The sequence below is a fragment of the Streptomyces sp. NPDC034085 genome (assembly GCF_055575555.1).
Map to the genome: position 1 here is coordinate 596,742 of NZ_JBVISL010000002.1, position 19,842 is coordinate 616,583.

General features: G+C 69.5%; 15 protein-coding genes. 11 read left to right on the forward strand and 4 right to left on the reverse strand.

The window, feature by feature from the left end:
* Positions 1 to 23: 23 nt before the first annotated feature.
* The 4 genes from ACZ501_RS08145 to ACZ501_RS08160 form a co-directional block, all read right to left on the reverse strand.
* Entirely contained in the window at positions 24 to 806 is a 783-nt protein-coding gene (locus tag ACZ501_RS08145) for a succinate dehydrogenase/fumarate reductase iron-sulfur subunit (protein ID WP_361598361.1), read from the reverse strand.
* A complete protein-coding gene (locus tag ACZ501_RS08150) occupies positions 803 to 2,719 on the reverse strand; it encodes a fumarate reductase/succinate dehydrogenase flavoprotein subunit (RefSeq protein WP_468793399.1) in 1,917 nt (638 codons plus the stop codon). Before ACZ501_RS08150 ends, ACZ501_RS08145 begins: the two co-directional genes overlap by 4 nt.
* A gap of 1 nt (position 2,720) precedes the next feature.
* Positions 2,721 to 3,545, reverse strand: a complete 825-nt coding sequence (locus ACZ501_RS08155) for a hypothetical protein (RefSeq protein WP_361598355.1) — start codon at positions 3,543 to 3,545, stop codon at positions 2,721 to 2,723.
* A 114-nt stretch (positions 3,546 to 3,659) separates the two neighbouring features.
* The gene (locus ACZ501_RS08160) at positions 3,660 to 3,884 is read right to left on the reverse strand and encodes a hypothetical protein (protein WP_361598352.1); all 225 of its coding nucleotides are present in this window, start codon (positions 3,882 to 3,884) and stop codon (positions 3,660 to 3,662) included.
* A gap of 399 nt (positions 3,885 to 4,283) precedes the next feature.
* On the opposite strand from ACZ501_RS08160, the gene ACZ501_RS08165 reads away from it, so the two are divergent.
* From ACZ501_RS08165 to ACZ501_RS08215, 11 genes are all read left to right on the forward strand, one after another.
* Positions 4,284 to 6,638, forward strand: coding sequence for an ABC transporter family substrate-binding protein (locus tag ACZ501_RS08165; protein WP_468793402.1), 2,355 nt, complete (start codon positions 4,284 to 4,286; stop codon positions 6,636 to 6,638).
* A 372-nt stretch (positions 6,639 to 7,010) separates the two neighbouring features.
* On the forward strand, positions 7,011 to 8,915 hold the full coding sequence (gene typA, locus ACZ501_RS08170) for a translational GTPase TypA (protein WP_361598346.1): 1,905 nt from the start codon (positions 7,011 to 7,013) through the stop codon (positions 8,913 to 8,915).
* A gap of 437 nt (positions 8,916 to 9,352) precedes the next feature.
* Positions 9,353 to 10,975 carry a peptide ABC transporter substrate-binding protein gene (locus tag ACZ501_RS08175; RefSeq protein ID WP_361598343.1) on the forward strand — a complete coding sequence of 541 codons (1,623 nt, stop codon included), beginning with the start codon at positions 9,353 to 9,355 and terminating at the stop codon, positions 10,973 to 10,975.
* A gap of 91 nt (positions 10,976 to 11,066) precedes the next feature.
* A complete protein-coding gene (locus tag ACZ501_RS08180; protein WP_361598340.1) occupies positions 11,067 to 12,014 on the forward strand; it encodes an ABC transporter permease in 948 nt (315 codons plus the stop codon).
* Positions 12,007 to 12,960: an ABC transporter permease gene (locus ACZ501_RS08185; RefSeq protein ID WP_361598337.1), complete on the forward strand. Its 954-nt coding sequence runs from the start codon at positions 12,007 to 12,009 to the stop codon at positions 12,958 to 12,960. The genes ACZ501_RS08180 and ACZ501_RS08185 overlap by 8 nt, the downstream gene beginning before the upstream one ends.
* Before the next feature lie 13 nt (positions 12,961 to 12,973).
* Positions 12,974 to 14,029 carry an ABC transporter ATP-binding protein gene (locus ACZ501_RS08190; protein ID WP_361598334.1) on the forward strand — a complete coding sequence of 352 codons (1,056 nt, stop codon included), beginning with the start codon at positions 12,974 to 12,976 and terminating at the stop codon, positions 14,027 to 14,029.
* Positions 14,022 to 15,068 carry an ABC transporter ATP-binding protein gene (locus tag ACZ501_RS08195; protein WP_361598331.1) on the forward strand — a complete coding sequence of 349 codons (1,047 nt, stop codon included), beginning with the start codon at positions 14,022 to 14,024 and terminating at the stop codon, positions 15,066 to 15,068. The genes ACZ501_RS08190 and ACZ501_RS08195 overlap by 8 nt, the downstream gene beginning before the upstream one ends.
* A gap of 124 nt (positions 15,069 to 15,192) precedes the next feature.
* The gene (locus tag ACZ501_RS08200; protein WP_468793405.1) at positions 15,193 to 16,131 is read left to right on the forward strand and encodes a GNAT family N-acetyltransferase; all 939 of its coding nucleotides are present in this window, start codon (positions 15,193 to 15,195) and stop codon (positions 16,129 to 16,131) included.
* 106 nt (positions 16,132 to 16,237) lie between these two features.
* Positions 16,238 to 17,869 (forward strand): peptide ABC transporter substrate-binding protein, encoded by a 1,632-nt coding sequence (locus ACZ501_RS08205; RefSeq protein WP_361598325.1) that lies wholly within the window; start codon positions 16,238 to 16,240, stop codon positions 17,867 to 17,869.
* Positions 17,870 to 17,899: 30 nt separating this feature from the next.
* On the forward strand, positions 17,900 to 18,823 hold the full coding sequence (locus tag ACZ501_RS08210; protein WP_468793408.1) for an ABC transporter permease: 924 nt from the start codon (positions 17,900 to 17,902) through the stop codon (positions 18,821 to 18,823).
* The gene (locus ACZ501_RS08215; RefSeq protein ID WP_468793411.1) at positions 18,816 to 19,832 is read left to right on the forward strand and encodes an ABC transporter permease; all 1,017 of its coding nucleotides are present in this window, start codon (positions 18,816 to 18,818) and stop codon (positions 19,830 to 19,832) included. The genes ACZ501_RS08210 and ACZ501_RS08215 overlap by 8 nt, the downstream gene beginning before the upstream one ends.
* The last annotated feature ends 10 nt before the right edge of the window (positions 19,833 to 19,842 follow it).

Consider the following 19,842-nt stretch of genomic DNA (forward strand, 5'->3'; position numbering starts at 1 on the left):
CTCCCCGCCGCCATGGGGACGGCTCAGGCCGTGCCGTCGTCCGAACGGCGCCGGATCTTGTTCCCCAGCCACACCAGGGGGTCGAACGTGCGGTCCACGGCCCGCTCCTTCAGCGGGATCAGGGCGTTGTCGGTGATCTTGATGCCTTCGGGGCAGACCTCCGTACAGCACTTGGTGATGTTGCAGTAGCCCAGCCCGTGCTCCTCCTGGGCGGTGCGCTTGCGGTCCAGGCCCGAGGCGGCGGCCGCGTCCAGCGGGTGCATGTCCAGCTCCGCGACCCGCATCAGGAAGCGGGGGCCCGCGAAGGCGGCCTTGTTCTCCTCGTGGTCGCGCACCACGTGGCAGGTGTCCTGGCACAGGAAGCACTCGATGCACTTGCGGAACTCCTGCGAGCGTTCCACGTCCACCTGCTGCATCCGGTACTCGCCCGCCGCGACACCCGGGGGCGGGACGAACGCCGGCACCTCCCGCGCCTTGGCGTAGTTGAAGGACACGTCCGTCACCAGGTCCCGGACGACCGGGAAGGCCCGCAGCGGGGTGATCGTGACGGTCTCCTCGCGGCTGAAGACCGACATCCGCGTCATGCACAGCAGCCGGGGCCGGCCGTTGATCTCCGCGCTGCACGAGCCGCACTTGCCCGCCTTGCAGTTCCAGCGGACCGCGAGGTCGGACGCCTGGGTCGCCTGGAGCCGGTGCACGATGTCCAGGACCACCTCGCCGTCGTGCACCTCGACGGTGAAGTCCCGCAGCTCCCCGCCCTCCGCGTCGCCCCGCCAGACCCGGAAGCGTGCGTCGTATGTGGTCACCCGTACAGCTCCTCTTCGGCGAGGTACTTGGCCAGCTCTTCCTTCTCGAAGAGCGCGAGCAGGTCGGGGCGGACCGGTTCGGTACGCACCCGCTGGAGCGCGATCCGGGGCGCCGCGGGATCGGCGGGGGCCGGCTCCACGGGCCGGCACAGCAGGTTCACCGCCCGCCACTGCCGCTCCATCGCCGGGCAGTCCTCGCGGGTGTGCCCGCCCCGGCTCTCGGTGCGCTCCAGCGCGGCACGGGCCACGCACTCGCTGACCAGCAGCATGTTGCGCAGGTCCAGCGCCAGGTGCCAGCCCGGGTTGAACTGCCGGTGCCCCTCGACCCCGGCCCGGGCCGCCCGTACGCGCAGGGCCGCCAGCCGCTCCAGGGCCTCGGCCATCTCGGCCTCCCGGCGGATGATGCCGACCAGGTCGTTCATCGCCGTCTGGAGCTCCTGGTGGAGGGTGTACGGGTTCTCCGCGCCCTCGTCCGCGTGGAAGGGGGCCAGCGCCTCCGCCGCCGCCGCGTCGATCGCGGCCTGGGAGACCGCGGGCCGTCCCGCGGTCCCGGCGGCGTACCGCGCCGCGTGCAGCCCGGCCCGCCGACCGAAGACCAGCAGGTCGGACAGGGAGTTGCCGCCGAGCCGGTTCGAGCCGTGCATGCCGCCCGCGACCTCACCGGCGGCGAACAGCCCCGGTACGCCCACGGTGGCGGCGGTGTCGGAGTCGACCGCGATCCCGCCCATCACGTAGTGGCAGGTCGGGCCGACCTCCATCGGCTCGGCGGTGATGTCCACGTCCGCCAGCTCCTTGAACTGGTGGTACATGGAGGGCAGCCGGCGCCTGATCTTCTCGGCCGGCATCCGGGTGGACACGTCGAGGAAGACCCCGCCGTGCGGGGAGCCGCGGCCGGCCTTGACCTCGGAGTTGATGGCCCGCGCCACCTCGTCGCGGGGCAGCAGTTCGGGCGGGCGCCGGTTGTGGTCCGGGTCCTCGTACCAGCGGTCGCCCTCCTCCTCGGACTCGGCGTACTTCTCCTTGAAGACGTCCGGGACGTAGTCGAACATGAACCGCTTGCCGTCGGAGTTGCGCAGCACCCCGCCGTCGCCGCGCACCGATTCGGTGACGAGGATGCCCTTCACCGAGGGCGGCCAGACCATGCCGGTCGGGTGGAACTGCACGAACTCCATGTTCAGCAGGGGCGCGCCGGCGAGCAGGGCCAGCGCGTGGCCGTCGCCGGTGTACTCCCAGGAGTTGGAGGTGGTCTTGAAGGACTTGCCGATCCCGCCCGTGGCCAGCACCACCGCCGGGGCCTCCAGGACGAAGAAGCGCCCGGACTCGCGCTCGTAGCAGAAGGTGCCCGCGACCCTCTCGCCGTCCGTGAGGCCGCGATCCTTCAACACGCGCGTCACCGTGCACTCCTGGAAGACCTTGAGGCGCGCCTCGTGGTCCCCGTGCTCCTCGAAGTCCTCCTGCTGGAGCTGGACGATCTTCTGCTGGAGGGTGCGGATCAGCTCCAGGCCGGTCCGGTCGCCGACGTGGGCGAGGCGCGGGTACTCGTGCCCGCCGAAGTTGCGCTGGGAGATCCGCCCGTCGGGCGTGCGGTCGAAGAGCGCGCCCCAGGTCTCCAGCTCCCACACCCGGTCCGGGGCCTCCTTGGCGTGCAGTTCGGCCATCCGCCACTGGTTGAGGAACTTGCCGCCGCGCATCGTGTCGCGGAAGTGCACCTGCCAGTTGTCGCCCTCGTTGACGTTGCCCATGGAGGCGGCGATCCCGCCCTCGGCCATCACCGTGTGGGCCTTGCCGAAGAGGGACTTGCAGATCACGGCCGTACGGGCGCCCCGCTCGCGGGCCTCGATCGCGGCCCGCAGCCCGGCACCGCCCGCGCCGACCACGACCACGTCCCACTGCTGCCGTTCCACTTGAGCCATCTCAGAAGATCCTCGGGTCGGTGATGGTGCCGCTGGCCAGCAGGTACACGTAGAAGTCGCACAGGGCCACGCTGATCAGCGAGGCCCACGCGAGCTGCATGTGGCGGGCGTTGAGCCGGCTGACCCAGCCCCACAGGCGGTAGCGCACCGGATGCCGCGAGAAGTGCTTGAGGCGGCCGCCCATGATGTGCCGGCAGGAGTGGCAGGACAGGGTGTAGGCCCAGATCAGCACGATGTTGGCGAGGAAGACGAGGGTGCCGAGCCCCATGTGGCCCCACGCGTAGTGCTCGTCGCGGAAGGTCAGCACCGTGTCGTACGTGAGGACGCCCGCGACGGGCACGGCCGCGTAGAAGAAGTACCGGTGCAGGTTCTGCAGGACCAGCGGGAAGCGGGTCTCACCCGTGTACGAGGCGTGCGGCTCGGCGACGGCGCAGGCGGGCGGCGAGGCCCAGAAGCCCCGGTAGTAGGCCTTGCGGTAGTAGTAGCAGGTCAGCCGGAAGCCGAGCGGGAAGACCAGGATCAGCAGCGCGGGGGACAGGCCCCACCAACTGCCGAACAGGTCGAGGTTGGGGCCGCCGCGCATCTCCCGGCAGTTCTCCGCCAGGCAGGGGGAGTAGAACGGGGAGACGTACGGGGCCGCGTAGTAGTGGTCGTCGGCGAAGGCGCGCCAGGTCGAGTACGCGATGAAGGCGAGCAGCCCGGCCGCGGTGCCGGCGGGCGACAGCCACCACCGGTCGGTCCGCAGGTGCCGGGCCGCGATCGCGGCCCGCGAGGGGCCGTGGACCCCGCCGGACCGCTGCTGGGGTGGTTCCGTGCCTGTGGCCAAAGGGAACTCCGGGTGGAGTGGTGAGGGGTGGCTCAGGAGGCCCGGCCGCCGAAGCGGCCGGGCCGGAGGGGGGTGCTGTGCTGTGCGGTGTGGACGCGGACGGCGGGCGGGCCTCTAGGGGGCGCGGCGGTCGCGGGCGCCGAGGCCCTCGTCGTCGGTGTCCGTCCACAGCGCGCTGTCGTACGGGGTGTCCGGGATGGTGACCATCCGGGAGGTGTCCGGCGGCCTGGAGCCGGCGGCGGCGGACTGCCGGGCGACGTCCTTCTCCAGCTGCTCCACCGAGCGGACCAGCTCGTTGAGATTGCGTCGTACGGCGGTCAGATCATCTTGCAGGGACATGACTTGCCCTCACTTCCGCGGGGTGCGGTGGCAACGCTCACGGGCGCCTGCGAGTGTCGCGCCTCCCGTCCCCGGTTGTGAAGGGACGTGCAGCGATTCCGGGCGCGCAGGCGCAAACCGTGCGCCCCTCCCTGCCCCCTCTTCATCCCTCGAACGAGGGAACGCTCGCCTGGGCGCGCGTCCCGGCGGCCGACCGGGGCGGGGGCCGGAGCCCGGGGCGCAAGCCGGATTGGTCCGCACGGGTGGGGTTCGCGGCGTGGCGAGGGGCCGCTCCGAAGGACGGGGGCGGCGGTCGATTTCAGTGGGGTGCGGCACCAGTGTGATCAGCTCCATATACCGCCGAACGTGATCAAGAACCCCGTTTCGCAGTCCTCACGCCCCGCCCCGGAGGTACCACCCATGACCCAGAGAAAGCGCAGGTCCTTGGCGCTCCTCGCCTCGGGAGTCCTTGCACTGCCGCTCCTCGCGGGCTGCGGGGCGGGTGAGGAGGAGGGCGGCCCGGCCGTCGCGGGACCGGACATCGCGGCGACCGTCCGCGAGCAGGTCGCCGACGGCGGCGTGCTGCGCTGGGCCGTGGACTCCATGCCGCAGACCCTGAACACCTTCCAGGCCGATGCGGACGCCACCACCACCCGGATCGCGGGCGCGGTCCTGCCCCAGCTGTTCACGCTCGACGCCAAGGGCCGGCCGGTGGCCGATTCCGACTACCTGGAGAAGGCCGAGGTCGTCGAGCGCGAGCCCAAGCAGGTCGTCCTGTACAAGCTGAACCAGCAGGCGGTGTGGAGCGACGGGCGCGAGATCGGCGCCGCCGACTTCGTCGCCCAGTGGCGCGCCCTGAACGGCAAGGACTCGGCGTTCTGGACCGCGCGCAACGCCGGCTACGACCGGATCGAGAAGATCGAGCGCGGCAAGACCGACCTGGAGGTCAAGGTAACCTTCGGCCGGCCGTACTCCGACTGGCGGTCCCTGTTCAGCCCGCTCTACCCCAAGCAGGTCATGGGCACCCCCGAGGCCTTCAACGAGGGCGCCCGCGGCGCCCTCAAGGTCACGGCCGGGCCGTTCGGCCTCGGGACCATCGACAAGAAGACCGGCACCGCGGCCCTGTCCCGCAACCCGCGCTGGTGGGGCCGGCCGGCCAAGCTGGACACGCTCGTGCTGACGGCGGTGCCCCGGTCGGGCCGCCCGGCGGCGCTCGCCGCCGGGAAGGTCGACCTGGCCGAGATCGACCGTTCGGGCGCCGACCGCATCGCCCTCGCCCACCGGGACGCCGGGCGCGTGGACGGCACCCACGGGCCGGGCGCCTCGCTCACCGTCGCGCAGGCCACCCTGTCCTGGGCGCTGGCCCACGGCGCGGACGAGACCAAGGCCAGGGAGGAGCAGGAGAACCGCCAGAAGAACGCCGAGGCCGCCAGGAAGTACGCCGAGGAGCAGGCGGCCCTGCGCGGCTTCACGGTCCGCAAGTCGCTGGAGCCCGCCTACACCCAGCTCGCCATGAACGGCGCCTCCGGCCCGCTGTCGGACGAGCGGGTCCGCCGGGCGGTGGCCCGCGCCCTGGACCGCAAGACGCTGGCGCAGATCGTCCTGGGACCGCTGGGCCTGCCCGCGAAGCCGGTCGGCAGCCACCTGGCGCTGGCCGGGCAGCAGGCGTACGCGGACAACAGCGAGGCCCTCGGCGGCCAGGACACGCAGGCGGCGCAGGCCCTGCTGGCGGACGCGGGCTGGCGCAGGGGCGGCAAGATCACCGAGCCGGCCGGGGCGAAGGCGGGGCCCGAGAGCACGCGGGACGACTCCAAGACCCCGCAGGGCCCCGGCACCGGCAACGACGGCCTCTACATCGTGGGCCAGGACGACGGGCGCAACGGCGACCTGCGCGCGGCGGCCGGTGACCTCGGCGTGCGCGGGGCGGCGGCCCGGCCCGGGCTGCCCGGCGCCCCCGCGGCGGGGCTGCGCGTCCTGCCGCAGGGGCCGGCGCGCGGCTTCGAGGCGGAGCCTGCCTCCTTCGCCGCCCACCAGGAGCAGGTACTGCTGGGCCAGGCGCAGGCCCTGGAAGCGGCCGCGGCCGCCTCCGCCGCCTCCGCAGCGGCCGACGACGCCAAGGCCCCCGCCGCGGAGGACGATGCCAAGGACGCGGTGGCCAGCCCGACCCCCGCCCCGGCCAAGCAGGCCGTCCGCACCTCGGGGACGATGCTCGCCAAGGACGGCAAGGCCCTCAGCCTGCGCTTCGTCCTCCCGGCGGGCCCCGGCTCGGAGGCCCTGCGCACGGTCGGCGAGCGGATCTCCCAGATGCTCCAGAAGGTCGGCATCGGCACCCAGATCACCAAGGTCGCGGACGAGAGCTTCTTCAAGGACCACATCGCCTCGGGCCAGTACGACCTGGCCCTCTACTCCTGGCCCGCGACGGCCTTCCCGGCCACCGACGCCCGGCCCATCTTCGCCAAGCCGGAGCCGGCCGCCGACGGCTCGCTCCTGGTCGAGCAGAACTACACCCGGGTCGGCACCGACCACATCGACCAGCTCTTCGACCAGGCGGCCGGCGAGCTGGACGAGGAGCAGGCCCGCGAGCTGATGCGCAAGGCGGACGCCCGGATCTGGGCCGCGGCCGGCTCCATCCCGCTCTACCAGCGGCCCGAGCTGGTCGCCGTCAAGCCGAACCTGGCCAACGCCGGGGCCTTCGGGCTCGGGGTGCCCCGCTACCAGGACATCGGGTGGAAGAAGCCTCCCCAGGACAAGGACGCCAAGAAGGAGAAGAAGTAGCCGGGCAGGAGGAGCGGGGGAGAAGAAGTGATGAAAAAACGGGGCCTGTCGGGTTGACCCGCGACCGGCAAGCTCAGAAGTGACTCAAGTTCCTTGCCCGCCGGATCCCCCGGCGGGCAAGGTCGTGCCTACCCATTGACCCGCACGAACACAGCACGAACACAGCACGGACACAGGCCGCGGCCCCCGCCGGGAACCCCCACCCCACACCCGGCGTTCCTCAGCCCTCCGGCCTCTTGACAGACCCCCCGGCAGCCGGTTCCCGCCAATCGACGTACGATGGGGTAAGGCCGTGGCAGGTTTTCCGCCCGGTCGAGGCGCGCGTGCCGGACCGTACGCGACGCCATCCACGATCCCGGGAGAAGCGCCGAAGTGCCCACGCGCCACGACATCCGTAACGTCGCCATCGTCGCCCACGTCGACCATGGCAAGACGACCATCGTCGATGCCATGCTCAAGCAGGCCGGTGCCTTCGCCGCCCACCAGCAGCTCGACGACCGCATGATGGACTCGAACGACCTGGAGCGTGAGAAGGGCATCACGATCCTCGCCAAGAACACGGCGGTGAAGTACCACCCCAAGGACGGCGGGGCCCCGATCACGATCAACATCATCGACACCCCCGGCCACGCCGACTTCGGTGGTGAGGTCGAGCGCGGTCTGTCGATGGTGGACGCCGTCGTCCTGCTGGTGGACGCCTCCGAGGGTCCGCTGCCCCAGACCCGCTTCGTGCTGCGCAAGGCCCTGCAGGCGAAGATGCCGGTCATCCTCTGCATCAACAAGACGGACCGCCCGGACTCCCGGATCGACGAGGTCGTCAACGAGACGTACGACCTCTTCCTGGACCTGGACGCGGACGAGGACCAGATCGAGTTCCCGATCGTCTACGCCTGCGGCCGTGACGGCGTCGCCTCGCTGACCAAGCCGGAGGACGGCACCGTCCCCGCGGACAGCGACAGCCTGGAGCCGTTCTTCTCCACCATCCTGGAGCACGTCCCCGCCCCGGTCTACGACGACGAGGCCCCCCTCCAGGCCCACGTCACCAACCTGGACGCCGACAACTTCCTCGGCCGCATCGCGCTCCTGCGCGTCGAGCAGGGCGAGCTGCGCAAGGGCCAGACGGTCGCGTGGATCAAGCGTGACGGCTCCATCTCCAACGTCCGCATCACCGAGCTGATGATGACCGAGGCGCTCACCCGCAAGCCGGCCGAGGTGGCGGGCCCGGGCGACATCTGCGCCGTCGCCGGTATCCCGGACATCATGATCGGCGAGACCCTGGCCGACCCGGAGAACCCGATCGCCCTGCCGCTGATCTCGGTGGACGAGCCGGCGATCTCCATGACCATCGGTACGAACACCTCCCCGATGGTCGGCCGCGGCGGCACCGGCAAGGGCGCGGACGCCAAGTCCGCGGTCAAGGACCGCAAGGTCACCGCCCGCCAGGTCAAGGACCGTCTGGACCGCGAGCTCATCGGCAACGTCTCGCTCCGCGTCCTGGACACCGAGCGCCCCGATGCCTGGGAGGTCCAGGGCCGCGGTGAGCTCGCGCTGGCCATCCTGGTCGAGCAGATGCGCCGCGAGGGCTTCGAGCTGACCATCGGCAAGCCGCAGGTGGTCACGCAGGAGATCGACGGCAAGGTCCACGAGCCGGTCGAGCGCATGACCATCGACGTGCCCGAGGAGCACATGGGCGCCGTCACGCAGCTCATGGGCGTCCGCAAGGGCCGCATGGACAACATGTCGAACCACGGCTCCGGCTGGGTCCGCATGGAGTTCGTCGTCCCGTCGCGCGGCCTCATCGGCTTCCGCACGGAGTTCCTGACCAACACCCGCGGTACGGGCATCGCCCACTCGATCCACGAGGGCCACGAGCCGTGGTTCGGCCCGCTGGTCACCCGCAACAACGGTTCGCTGGTCGCCGACCGCGCCGGTGCGGTCACCCCGTTCGCCATGATCAACCTCCAGGAGCGCGGTGTCCTGTTCACCGAGCCCGGCACCGAGGTGTACGAGGGCATGATCGTCGGTGAGAACTCGCGCTCCGACGACATGGACGTGAACATCACCAAGGAGAAGAAGCTCACCAACATGCGTGCGGCTTCCGCGGACAACACGGAGAACGTGATCCCGCCGCGCAAGCTCTCCCTGGAGCAGTCCCTGGAGTTCTGCCGCGACGACGAGTGCGTCGAGGTGACCCCGGAGGCCGTGCGCATCCGCAAGGTCGTCCTGGACCAGAAGGAGCGCTCGCGCACCGCGTCGCGCGCCAAGTCGGCCAAGTAGGACGCGAGTCGCACGCGAGTGCGGCTCTGGCTTGAACCGATCGACTGACGACGGCCCCTCCCCGCACCGGACCGGTGCGGGGAGGGGCCGTTCGCATTTGTCAAACGGATTGTTGCGTTCTGGTGTCCGCATACCGGCCGTGACGCACCGGATGATGAGTCAACCGTCCGTTTCGCACGTGTCTGTCTCCTATCTGTTTGTCCGGATTTCGGGTTTTCGCCATGCGGTGATGTTGTGAAAACGAGACCACTTAAGTGTGGTTTACGGCCTGGCAGTCCCTGAGGATGGCTCCATTGAGCTCGGGTCAATGGGTCACACGCTGTGGGGAGCGTCGACTCACGAGCACACACCGATGGGACCGGATCCCGCTGTCAGGGGTGTCAGCGCGAACCGGGTCCTTCACGAATCGACAGTGACTCCTGAGGAGGCAAATACCCATGCGCGGAGCAACGAGCGCCAAGTGGGTCGCGGGTGCCGTCATCGTGGCCATGGCCGCGACGGCTTGCAGCACCGGTAGCAACGACGCCGGTGGCAAGGGCGGCAACATCACCGTTGTGCTCGGCGAGCCGCAGCACGGCCTGGTGGGCCAGAACACGGCCGAGTCCGAAGGCGCCGAGGTCCTCAACGCGCTCTTCGCCGGCCTGGTCAAGTACGACAACAAGACCAACGAGCCGAAGCTCGACGTCGCCGAGTCCATCGAGACGACGGACTCGAAGACCTGGACCATCAAGGTCAAGGACGGCTTCACCTTCCACAACGGTGAGAAGGTCGACGCCCAGTCCTTCGTCCGCGCCTGGAACTGGGGCGCCAACCAGGAGAACGCCGCCGAGGGCATGCCGTTCTTCTCCAAGATCGAGGGCTCCGACGAGCTCGCCCCGGGCAAGGACAAGAAGCCCACGGCGAAGGAGCTCAAGGGCCTCAAGGTCGTTGACGAGAAGACCTTCACCGTCACGCTGAAGGAGCCCTTCTCCCAGTTCAAGACCATGCTGGGCTACAACGCCTTCTACCCGCTGCCGAAGGCCTTCGAGACGCAGGGTGTCAAGAAGTTCGGCGAGCAGCCGATCGGCAACGGCCCCTTCCAGATGGACGGCAACTGGGAGCACAACAAGCAGATCAAGGTCAAGCGCTTCGACAAGTACCCGGCCGAGGGCCGTGCGAAGCTGGCCGGCGTCACCTTCAAGATCTACGACAACCTGGACACGGCGTACAACGACCTGCGCGCCGACAACATCCAGATCGTCGACAAGCTCCCCGTCTCCGCGATGGCCTCGGTCTCGCAGGAGTTCGGCGACCGCTACCTGTACAAGCCCGAGTCGGGCGTCGGCTACATCGGCCTCCCGCTGGAGACCAACCCCGAGGCCTTCGGCAAGGTGGAGATCCGCCAGGCCCTCTCCATGGCCATCGACCGGGAAGCCATCACGAAGACCATCTTCAACGGCACCCGCAAGCCGGCCGACGACTTCATCAGCCCCATCATCCCGGGCTACCGCAAGGGCGCGCTGGGCGAGGTCGGCCAGTACAACCCGACCAAGGCCAAGGAGCTCTTCGAGAAGGCCGGCGGTGTCCCCGGCAACAAGATGGAGCTCGGCTACAACGCCGACGGCGGCCACAAGGAGTGGATCGAGGCCGTCGCCAACCAGCTGAAGACGAACCTCGGCATCGAGGTCACCGCCAAGCCGTACGCCAAGTTCGGCGACATGCTGGACGACCTGGGCGCGGCGAAGTACAAGGGCGGCTTCCGCATGGCGTGGTCCATGGACTACCCGGCGGCGGAGAACTACCTGCGCCCGATCTTCTCGAAGCAGGCGATCGAGCAGGGCTCCAACTACGGCCACTACAAGAACGACGAGTTCGAGAAGGTCATGGCGGACGCCGACAAGGCGACCGACCCCGCCGAGGGCCTGAAGCTGTACCAGAAGGCCGATGACATCATCATCAAGGACCTTCCGTACATCCCGGTGTTCACGTACATGTCTTCTTCGGCCTACTCCAAGTCCGTGAAGAACGTCGAGGTCGACGCCCAGGGCCGCATGGACCTGGCGAACGTCGAGCGCAACTAACACCCCTCGTCACTTAGGGGCTTCGGGGGCGGGCAGACGGAATCAGGTTTCCGTCTGCCCGCCTTTCCCCCTGTTCTTTGCTGGAGGTCTGATGGGCCGCTACCTCATCCGCCGACTCATACAGGCGATCCCTGTTCTGATCGGTGCCACGTTCCTGATCTACCTGCTGACCTTCGCGATGCCCGGCGCTGACCCGATTCAGCTGCTCGCCGGCGAGAAGAAGGCAGACCCGCTCGTCGCGTCGATGCTGCGCGAGAAGTACCACCTGGACGACCCGTTCCTGCTGCAGTACTGGAACTACATCACCGGCGTCTTCCAGGGCGACCTCGGCGAGACCCTCACCGGGCGCAAGGTCGCCGACCTGATCGGCGAGGCCTTCCCGTACACGGTGAACCTCGCGATCTTCTCCTTCGTCATCGAGGCCGTCGTCGGCGTCGCGGCCGGCATCATGGCCGCCCTGCGCCGCGGCAAGTTCCTCGACCAGCTGGTCCTCATCTCCACCCTGATGGTCATCTCGATCCCCGTCTTCGTGACCGGTTTCGTCCTGCAGCTGACCCTCGGCGTACAGCTGAAGAACAACTGGGGCATCGAGCTCTTCTCCGTCTCCTTCAACGAGAACGACGGATTCCGCGCCTACCTCCTCCCGGCGTGGGTCCTCGCCTCCACCTCCCTGGCGTACGTGGCCCGACTGACCCGTACCAGCCTCATGGAGACGATGCGGGCCGACTACGTCCGCACCGCCACCGCCAAGGGCCTGCCCCGCCGCCGCGTCGTGGTCAACCACGCGCTGCGCAACGCGCTGATCCCGATCGTCACCTTCCTCGGCGCCGACCTCGGCGCCCTCATGGGCGGTGCCGTCATCACCGAGCGCATCTTCAACATCCACGGCCTCGGCGGCCTGCTCGCCCAGTCCGTGTACCTGAAGCAGGGTGCCGTCGTCGTGGGAGGTGTGACCCTCCTGGTCCTCATCTACCTCGTCGCCAACCTCCTGGTGGACCTGCTGTACGCCGTGCTCGACCCGAGGATCCGCTATGCGTGACACGAAGACGGTGGAGGACTCGATGACCGACACCCAGACCGCCGGCGCCACCTCCGCCGGCGCCAAGGCGCCCGAGGTCAAGAAGAAGAAGGACCGCGAGGCCAGCCTCTGGTCCGACGCCCTCCAGGACCTGCGCCGCAACCCGATCTTCATCATCGGCGCCGTGCTCGTCGTGTTCCTGCTGATCGTCGCCGCGGTGCCGCAGCTGTTCACCGACGGCAGCCCCTTCGACTCGGGCGCCTGCAAGCTGGAGGACTCGCTCAAGACCCCCAGCTCCGCGCACTGGTTCGGCTTCGACATCCAGGGCTGCGACGTCTACACCCGTACGGTGTGGGCCGCCCGCAACTCCGTGATCGTCGGCGTCGTCACCACCACGCTGGTCCTGCTCGTCGGCGGCGCCCTCGGCCTGATCGCCGGCTGGGTCGGCGGCATCGTCGACAGCTTCCTGTCCCGCTTCACCGAGATCTTCTTCGCGATCCCGCTGCTCCTCGGCGGCATGCTGATCATGTCGGCCCTGCCGGGCAACGCCTGGACGGTCTCGCTGGTGCTCGCGATCCTCGGCTGGCCGCAGATCTTCCGCATCATGCGGTCCTCGGTGCTGCAGAACAAGAACAACGACTACGTGGTCGCCGCCCGCGCCCTCGGTGCCGGCACCCTGCGCATCACGATCCGCCACATCCTGCCGAACGCCGTCGCCCCCGTCATCGTGGTCGGCGCGATCAGCCTGGGTGTGTACATCTCGGCGGAGGCCGCCCTGTCGTACCTCGGCATCGGCGTGCAGCCCCCGCAGATCTCCTGGGGCCTGATGGTCAGCGACGCCTCCGTCCGCTGGCTCCAGGCACCGCACGTGCTGCTGTTCCCGTCGATCGCGCTGAGCATCACCGTGCTCGCATTCATCATGGTCGGCGACGCGGTACGCGACGCCCTCGACCCGAAGCTGCGCTGAGGAAGGGCGTACGTTGACCACCATCGACAAGACCTCGAACGTCCCCGCGCCGCGCTCGGCGCCGGAGGGGACCCCGCTGCTCGAAGTGCGCGACCTGCACGTCGAGTTCCACACCCGTGACGGCGTTGCCAAGGCCGTCAACGGTGTCTCGTACTCCGTCGATGCCGGCGAGACCCTCGCCGTGCTCGGCGAGTCCGGCTCCGGCAAGTCCGTGACGGCCCAGGCCATCATGGGCATCCTGGACATGCCGCCCGGCAGGATCCCCTCCGGTGAGATCCTCTTCCAGGGCCAGGACCTGCTGAAGCTCCCGGCCGAGGAGTTCCGCAAGGTCCGCGGCCAGAAGATCGCCATGATCTTCCAGGACGCGCTGTCCTCGCTGAACCCGGTGCACACCGTCGGCGCCCAGCTGGGCGAGATGTTCCGCGTGCACCGCGGCATGTCCAAGAAGGACGCCACCGCCAAGGCCGTCGAGCTGATGGACCGGGTGAAGATCCCCGCCGCCAAGGCGCGCGTGGGTGACTACCCCCACCAGTTCTCCGGCGGTATGCGCCAGCGCATCATGATCGCCATGGCGATGGCCCTGGAGCCGGACCTGATCATCGCCGACGAGCCGACCACGGCCCTCGACGTGACGGTCCAGGCCCAGGTCATGGACCTGCTCGCGGAGCTCCAGCGCGAGATGAACATGGGCCTGATCCTGATCACCCACGACCTCGGTGTCGTCGCCGACGTCGCGGACAAGATCGCCGTCATGTACGGCGGCCGGATCGTCGAGAACGCCCCGGTCCACGAGATCTACAGCCGCCCGGCGCACCCGTACACCCGCGGCCTGCTCGACTCGATCCCGCGCCTGGACCAGAAGGGCCAGGAGCTCTACGCGATCAAGGGCCTGCCGCCCAACCTGCTCAACATCCCCCCGGGCTGCGCCTTCAACCCGCGCTGCCCCAAGGCCCAGGACATCTGCCGTACCGACGTTCCGGTCCTGCACCAGGTGACCGAGCAGGACGGCACGCAGATGCCCGGCCGCGGCAGCGCGTGCCACTTCTGGAAGGAGCAGATCCATGGCTGAGCTCACCGAGCCCAAGGGCGAGCCGATCCTCCAGGTGCGCAACCTGGTCAAGCACTTCCCGCTGACCCAGGGAATCCTGTTCAAGAAGCAGGTCGGAGCGGTCAAGGCCGTCGACGGCGTCTCGTTCGACCTGTACGCCGGTGAGACCCTCGGCATCGTCGGCGAGTCCGGCTGCGGCAAGTCCACCGTCGCCAAGCTGCTGATGAGCCTGGAGAAGGCCACCGCCGGCGAGGTCTTCTACAAGGGCCAGGACATCACCAAGCTGTCCGGCGCGGCCCTGAAGGCGGTGCGCCGCAACATCCAGATGGTGTTCCAGGACCCGTACACCTCGCTGAACCCGCGCATGACGGTCGGCGACATCATCGGCGAGCCGTACGAGATCCACCCCGAGGTGGCTCCCAAGGGCGACCGGCGCCGCAAGGTCCAGGAGCTCCTGGACGTCGTGGGCCTGAATCCGGAGTACATCAACCGGTACCCGCACCAGTTCTCCGGCGGCCAGCGCCAGCGCATCGGCATCGCCCGCGGCCTCGCGCTCAACCCGGAGATCATCATCTGCGACGAGCCGGTCTCCGCGCTCGACGTGTCGGTGCAGGCCCAGGTCATCAACCTGATGGAGAAGCTCCAGGACGAGTTCAACCTGTCCTACGTCTTCATCGCGCACGACCTGTCGATCGTCCGGCACATCTCCGACCGCGTCGGCGTCATGTACCTGGGCAAGATGGCGGAGATCGGCACCGACGCCGAGATCTACGACCACCCGACCCACCCGTACACGCAGGCGCTGCTGTCGGCCGTCCCGGTGCCGGACCCGGAGGCCCGCGAGGGCCGCGAGCGGATCATCCTCACCGGTGACGTCCCCTCCCCGGCCAACCCGCCCTCGGGCTGCCGCTTCCGCACCCGCTGCTGGAAGGCCGAGGAGAAGTGCGCCACGGAGGAGCCGCTGCTGGCGATCCCGACGCGCTTCCAGGGCGTCGACACCCCGGCCGCGCACGAGTCGGCCTGCCACTTCGCCGAGGAGAAGGCCGTCCTGGGCGTCTGACCCGAGCACGGCGCAGCAACACCGGGGCGCCCGGACCGGAACACCTCCGGACCGGGCGCCCCGGCGCGTGCGCGTACGGAAAAGCCGGTTGCGGCCGCGGCGCGCCGCCGCCGACAGTGGGCGGATGACCGACACGCTGACCGTCCGGCCCGCCGGGCCCGGGGACGCCCGAGACATCTGCGCACTGCTCAACGCCGTGGACGTCATCGAGATCGGCAGGCCCGAGACCGACCTGGGCACCGTCGAGGCCGATCTGAAGAACCCCGACGTGGACCTGGCCACCGACTCCTGGCTCGCCTTCCAGGGCGGCCGGCTCGTCGCCTACGCCCTGGTCTGGGCCGACTCCGGACCCGGCCGGGTCGACGGTGACCACTACGTACTGCCCGGCCACGACCGGGCCGCCCTGGCGCTGCTGCACCGGATGGAGGAGCGGGCCCGCAGGATGGCCGCGGGCACCGGAGCCGGCGCCCGGCTGCGGATCCAGCTCAACGTCGAGCCCACCCTGAACCTCACCCTCCTCACCGGCCGCCGCTACCGCAGCGTGCGCCGCTACCAGGTGATGACCCGGCGGCTGGGCCCCGTCGACCTGCCCCCCGCGCCGCCCGGGGGCCTCGCCCTGCGCGACTGCGCCGCCGACGAGGCCGACCGGCGCCGCGCCCACGCCCTGGTGGAGGAGACCTTCGCCGCCCACTTCGGGCACGTCGAGCGGCCGTACGAGGCCTGGCTGGACCACGTCGACGGCCGCTCCCTCGACTGGTCGCTGGTGTGGATCGCGAGCCTGCCCGGCGAGGGCGACGCGGCCGTGCTGTTCAGCCGCGACGACCGCACCAGCATGGGCTGGATCAGCCACCTCGGGGTGCGCGCCGACCTGCGCGGCAGGGGCGTCGGCGGCCACCTGCTGCGCCACGCCTTCGCCGTGTACGCCGACCGCGGCCGTGACACCCTGGGCCTCGGGGTGGACACCCTCAACGAGAGCGGCGCCCTGGCCCTGTACGAGTCGCACGGCATGGGCCTGCACTACGCGGTCGACACCTGGGAGCTCCCGTTGCACTCGCAGGGGTGACAGGCGGGGGACGCGAGGGTGCAATCGGTCCAACCGTGAGTGCACGGCATCCCACATAGGGTGACATTGCCCCTAAGTGAGTCTTGGGAGCCATAGGAGGCACTCCATGCGCGGAGCCACCCACGCCAAGTGGGCCGCATGTGCGGTGGCCGTCGCCCTCGCGGCGACGGCCTGCGGCGGCGGAAGCGACAGCGGCGGGGGCGGTGGCGCGGACGGGATCGTCAGCTCCTCCTGGGGTGACCCGCAGAACCCGCTGGAGCCCGCCAACACCAACGAGGTGCAGGGCGGCAAGGTCCTCGACATGCTCTTCCGGGGCCTCAAGCGCTACGACGCGAAGACCGGCGAGGCCACGAACATGGTCGCCGAGAAGATCGAGACCACCGACGGCCAGAACTTCACCATCACCCTGAAGGACGGCTGGAAGTTCAGCAACGACGAGCCGGTGACCGCCCAGTCCTTCGTGGACGCCTGGAACTACGCGGCGGACGTGCGCAACAAGCAGAACAACGCGCCCTTCTTCTCCGACATCGTCGGCTACGCCGACCTGCACCCGGCGAACGGCGAACCCAAGGCCAAGACGATGTCCGGCCTCGTCGTCAAGGACGCCAAGACCTTCACCGTCGCCCTGAAGGCCAAGTTCTCCACCTGGCCCGAGACCCTCGGCTACCAGGCCTTCTCCCCCCTCCCCAAGGCCTTCTTCACCGACCACTCCGCCTGGCTCGACAAGCCCGTCGGCAACGGCCCCTACACGGTGGACTCGTACACCAAGGGCACCGGCATGAAGCTGCGCACGTGGGACGGCTACCCCGGCCCGGACAAGGCGCAGAACGGCGGCGTGGACCTCAAGGTCTACACCGACAACAACACCGCCTACACCGACCTGATCTCCGGCAACCTCGACCTCGTCGACGACGTCCCGGCCCAGCAGCTGAAGAACGTCAAGGACGACCTCGGCGACCGCTACATCAACCAGCCGGCCCTCATCATCCAGACCCTCACCTTCCCGCTGTACGACCCCCAGTGGGGCAAGGAGGGCATGGAGAAGGTCCGCCGCGGCATCTCGATGGCGATCAACCGGGACGAGATCACCCAGCAGATCTTCCGCGAGACCCGCACTCCCGCCAAGGACTGGACGTCCCCGGCCCTCGGCGACAAGGGCGGCTTCAAGTCCACCCTCTGCGGGGACGCCTGCGCCTACAACCCCGCCGAGGCGAAGAAGCTGATCCAGGAGGCCGGCGGCCTGCCCGGCGGCAAGATGACCCTCACCTCGAACGTGGACACCGGCTCGCACCGCGACTGGATGGACGCCGTCTGCAACAGCGTCAACAACGCCCTCGGCGAGGGACCCGTCTGCACGGTCAACCCCGTCGGCACCTTCGCGGACTTCCGCAACCAGCAGAGCGCCTTCAAGCTCACCGGCCCCTTCCGTTCGGGCTGGCAGGCCGACTACCCGCTGATCCAGAACTTCCTCCAGCCGCTGTACTACACCGGAGCCTCCTCCAACTACGGCAAGTTCAGCAGCCCGGACTTCGACAAGCTGATCGACCAGGCCAACCAGGAGACCGACGCCGCCAAGGCCACCGCCTCCTTCCAGGACGCCGAGAAGATCCTCGCCGAGCAGATGCCCTCCATCCCCCTCTGGTACCAGAACGGAAGCGCCGGGCACTCCGAGCGGATCTCCGACGTCGCCCTGAACCAGTTCAGCGTCCCGGTCTACAACGAGATCAAGGTCAGCTGACCACTCCGACGGATCGACCCTGGAGCAGTCATGGGACGTTACGTGATCCGGCGGCTGCTCCAGATGATCCCCGTGTTCATCGGCAGCACCTTCCTGATCTTCATCATGGTGTACGCGCTCGGCGACCCGGTCGCGGCCCTCTTCGGCGACAAGGCCCCCGACCCCGCCACCGCCGCCCGCATCCGCAGGGACCTCTACCTCGACCGCCCCCTGTGGCAGCAGTACGTCCACTACATGGGGCAGATCTTCCAGGGCGACTTCGGCACGGCCTTCAACGGCCAGCCGGTCACCGAGCTGATGGCCTCCGCCTTCCCCGTCACCCTGCGCCTGACCCTGGTCGCCATCGTCATCGAGGTCCTCGCCGGCATCACCCTCGGCGTGGTCAGCGGCCTGCGCCGCGGCAAGGCCGTCGACACCACCCTGCTGGTGCTCACCCTCGTCGTCATCTCGGTGCCCACCTTCGTCACCGGCTACCTGCTCCAGTTCGTCTTCGGCGTCAGATGGGGCTGGGTGCGCCCCACCGTCTCCCCGGACGCCCCCCTCGGACAGCTGCTCCTGCCCGGCATCGTCCTGGCCCTGGTCTCCCTCGCGTACGTCACCCGGCTGTCGCGGACCTCCATCGCCGAGAACGTCAAGGCCGACTACGTCCGCACCGCGGTCGCCAAGGGCCTGCCGCGCCGCCGGGTCATCACCCGCCACCTGCTGCGCAACTCCCTGATCCCGGTGGTCACCTTCATCGGCACCGACATCGGCGCCCTGATGGGCGGCGCCATCGTCACGGAGCGGATCTTCAACATCCACGGCGTCGGCTACCAGCTCTACCAGGGCATCCTGCGCAACAACTCGCCCACCGTGGTCGGGTTCGTCACCATCCTCGTCATCGTCTTCCTGGTGGCGAACCTGCTCGTCGACCTGCTCTACGCGGTCCTGGACCCGAGGATCCGTTATGCCTGAGCCCGAGCGCCCCGAAGGCCCCGGCGGCTACGACCCCGTGGGCCCGCGCTCCCGCGAGGCGATGTCGCCCACCGGCCAGGGCGGGGCCATGGACCTGGCCCTCCAGGAGGCCGAAAGCGTGGAAGGCACCGCCCAGCCGCCCGGTCCGGCCGCCCCGCGGGAGAAGGCCCGCTCGCTGTGGTCCGACGCCTGGCACCAGCTGCGCCGCAACCCCGTCTTCATCGTCTCCGCGCTGCTCATCCTCTTCCTCGTCGTCATCGCCATCTGGCCCCAGCTCATCGCCGACGGCGACCCCCTCCAGTGCGACCTGTCCAAATCACAGCAGAACTCCGCCCCGGGACACCCCTTCGGGTACGACACCCAGGGCTGCGACGTCTACACCCGCACCGTCTACGGGGCCCGCGCCTCCATCACCGTCGGCGTCTGCGCCACCGTCGGCGCCGCCCTGCTGGGCTCCGTACTCGGCGGGCTCGCCGGGTTCTTCGGCGGCTGGGGCGACGCGCTGCTCTCCCGGGTCGCCGACATCTTCTTCGGCATCCCCGTCGTCCTCGGCGGCCTGGTCTTCCTGTCCGTGGTCACCAGCAGCACCGTGTGGCCCGTCGTCGGCTTCATCGTGCTGCTCGGCTGGCCACAGCTCGCCCGCATCGCCCGCGGCTCGGTGATCACCGCCAAACAGAACGACTACGTCCAGGCCGCCCGGGCCCTCGGCGCCGGCAACGGCCGCATGCTGCTGCGCCACGTGGCCCCCAATGCCGTCGCCCCCGTCATCGTCGTCGCCACCATCGCGCTGGGCACCTACATCGCCCTGGAGGCCACCCTGTCCTTCCTCGGCGTGGGCCTGCGCCCGCCCACCGTCTCCTGGGGCATCGACATCTCCAACGCCGCCTCCCAGATCCGCAACGCCCCGCACATGCTGCTCTGGCCGGCGGGCGCCCTGAGCCTGACCGTGCTCGCCTTCATCATGCTCGGCGACGCGGTGCGCGACGCCCTCGACCCCAAGCTGCGCTGAGGAGGGGACC